This is a genomic window from Pseudomonas sp. AMR01 (genome assembly GCF_041946035.1).
Lineage (GTDB): Bacteria > Pseudomonadota > Gammaproteobacteria > Pseudomonadales > Pseudomonadaceae > Aquipseudomonas > Aquipseudomonas antarctica_B.
On record NZ_JAUTYR010000123.1, the window covers coordinates 1 to 612 of the forward strand.

The following is a 612-nucleotide window of genomic DNA, read 5'->3' on the forward strand; positions in this document are numbered from 1 at the left end:
TAGACGCTGTGAGAAGCTTTCATTTGCATCGAGCAATTTTAAATCAAGGTATTTATGCGTTAATGATATATAGAATTATTTAGTAGATTCATTTTAGTAAGTTATATTAGTTGCTCTACTTGCTTTTATTCTCTATTCTCTCTAATTTATTGAGGTAACGATAAATTGTTGTACGTGAAACCTGCCACTGCTCTGCAATTGTCTTAATTGGCGTTCCATTATCATAAAGTGTCTTAAGTAAGTTTAAATCTCTTTGATTTAATTTTTCTGGTCTGCCTCCATATCTGCCTCTAGCACGTGCTGCAATTCGGCCAGCTGAAGAACGTTCTAAAATTAAATTACGTTCAAATTCTGCAAATGCTGCGAATAAATGAAATAATAATTGTCCTGTAGAACTTGATTTATCCATTGTTATATTTTCTTCTAAACTATGAAAACTCACGCCTCGTTCGTTAAGTTCATTAACTAATGTGATTAAGTCCTCCATATTACGTCCTAGTCTATCTAGTCTCCAAACAACAATCGTATCTCCGGATCTCGCAAATTCAATTGCTTTATCTAAACCAGGTCTTTTACTTTTTGAACCACTAACATGGTCGTTAAATATTTTTT

1 protein-coding gene is annotated in these 612 nt (G+C 33.0%); it reads right to left on the bottom strand.

The annotated features are described in order from the left end of the window. Positions 1-115: 115 nt before the first annotated feature. A partial coding sequence (locus Q7C20_RS26835; protein WP_375071201.1) for a recombinase family protein occupies positions 116-612 on the bottom strand: 497 nt, incomplete at its 5' end.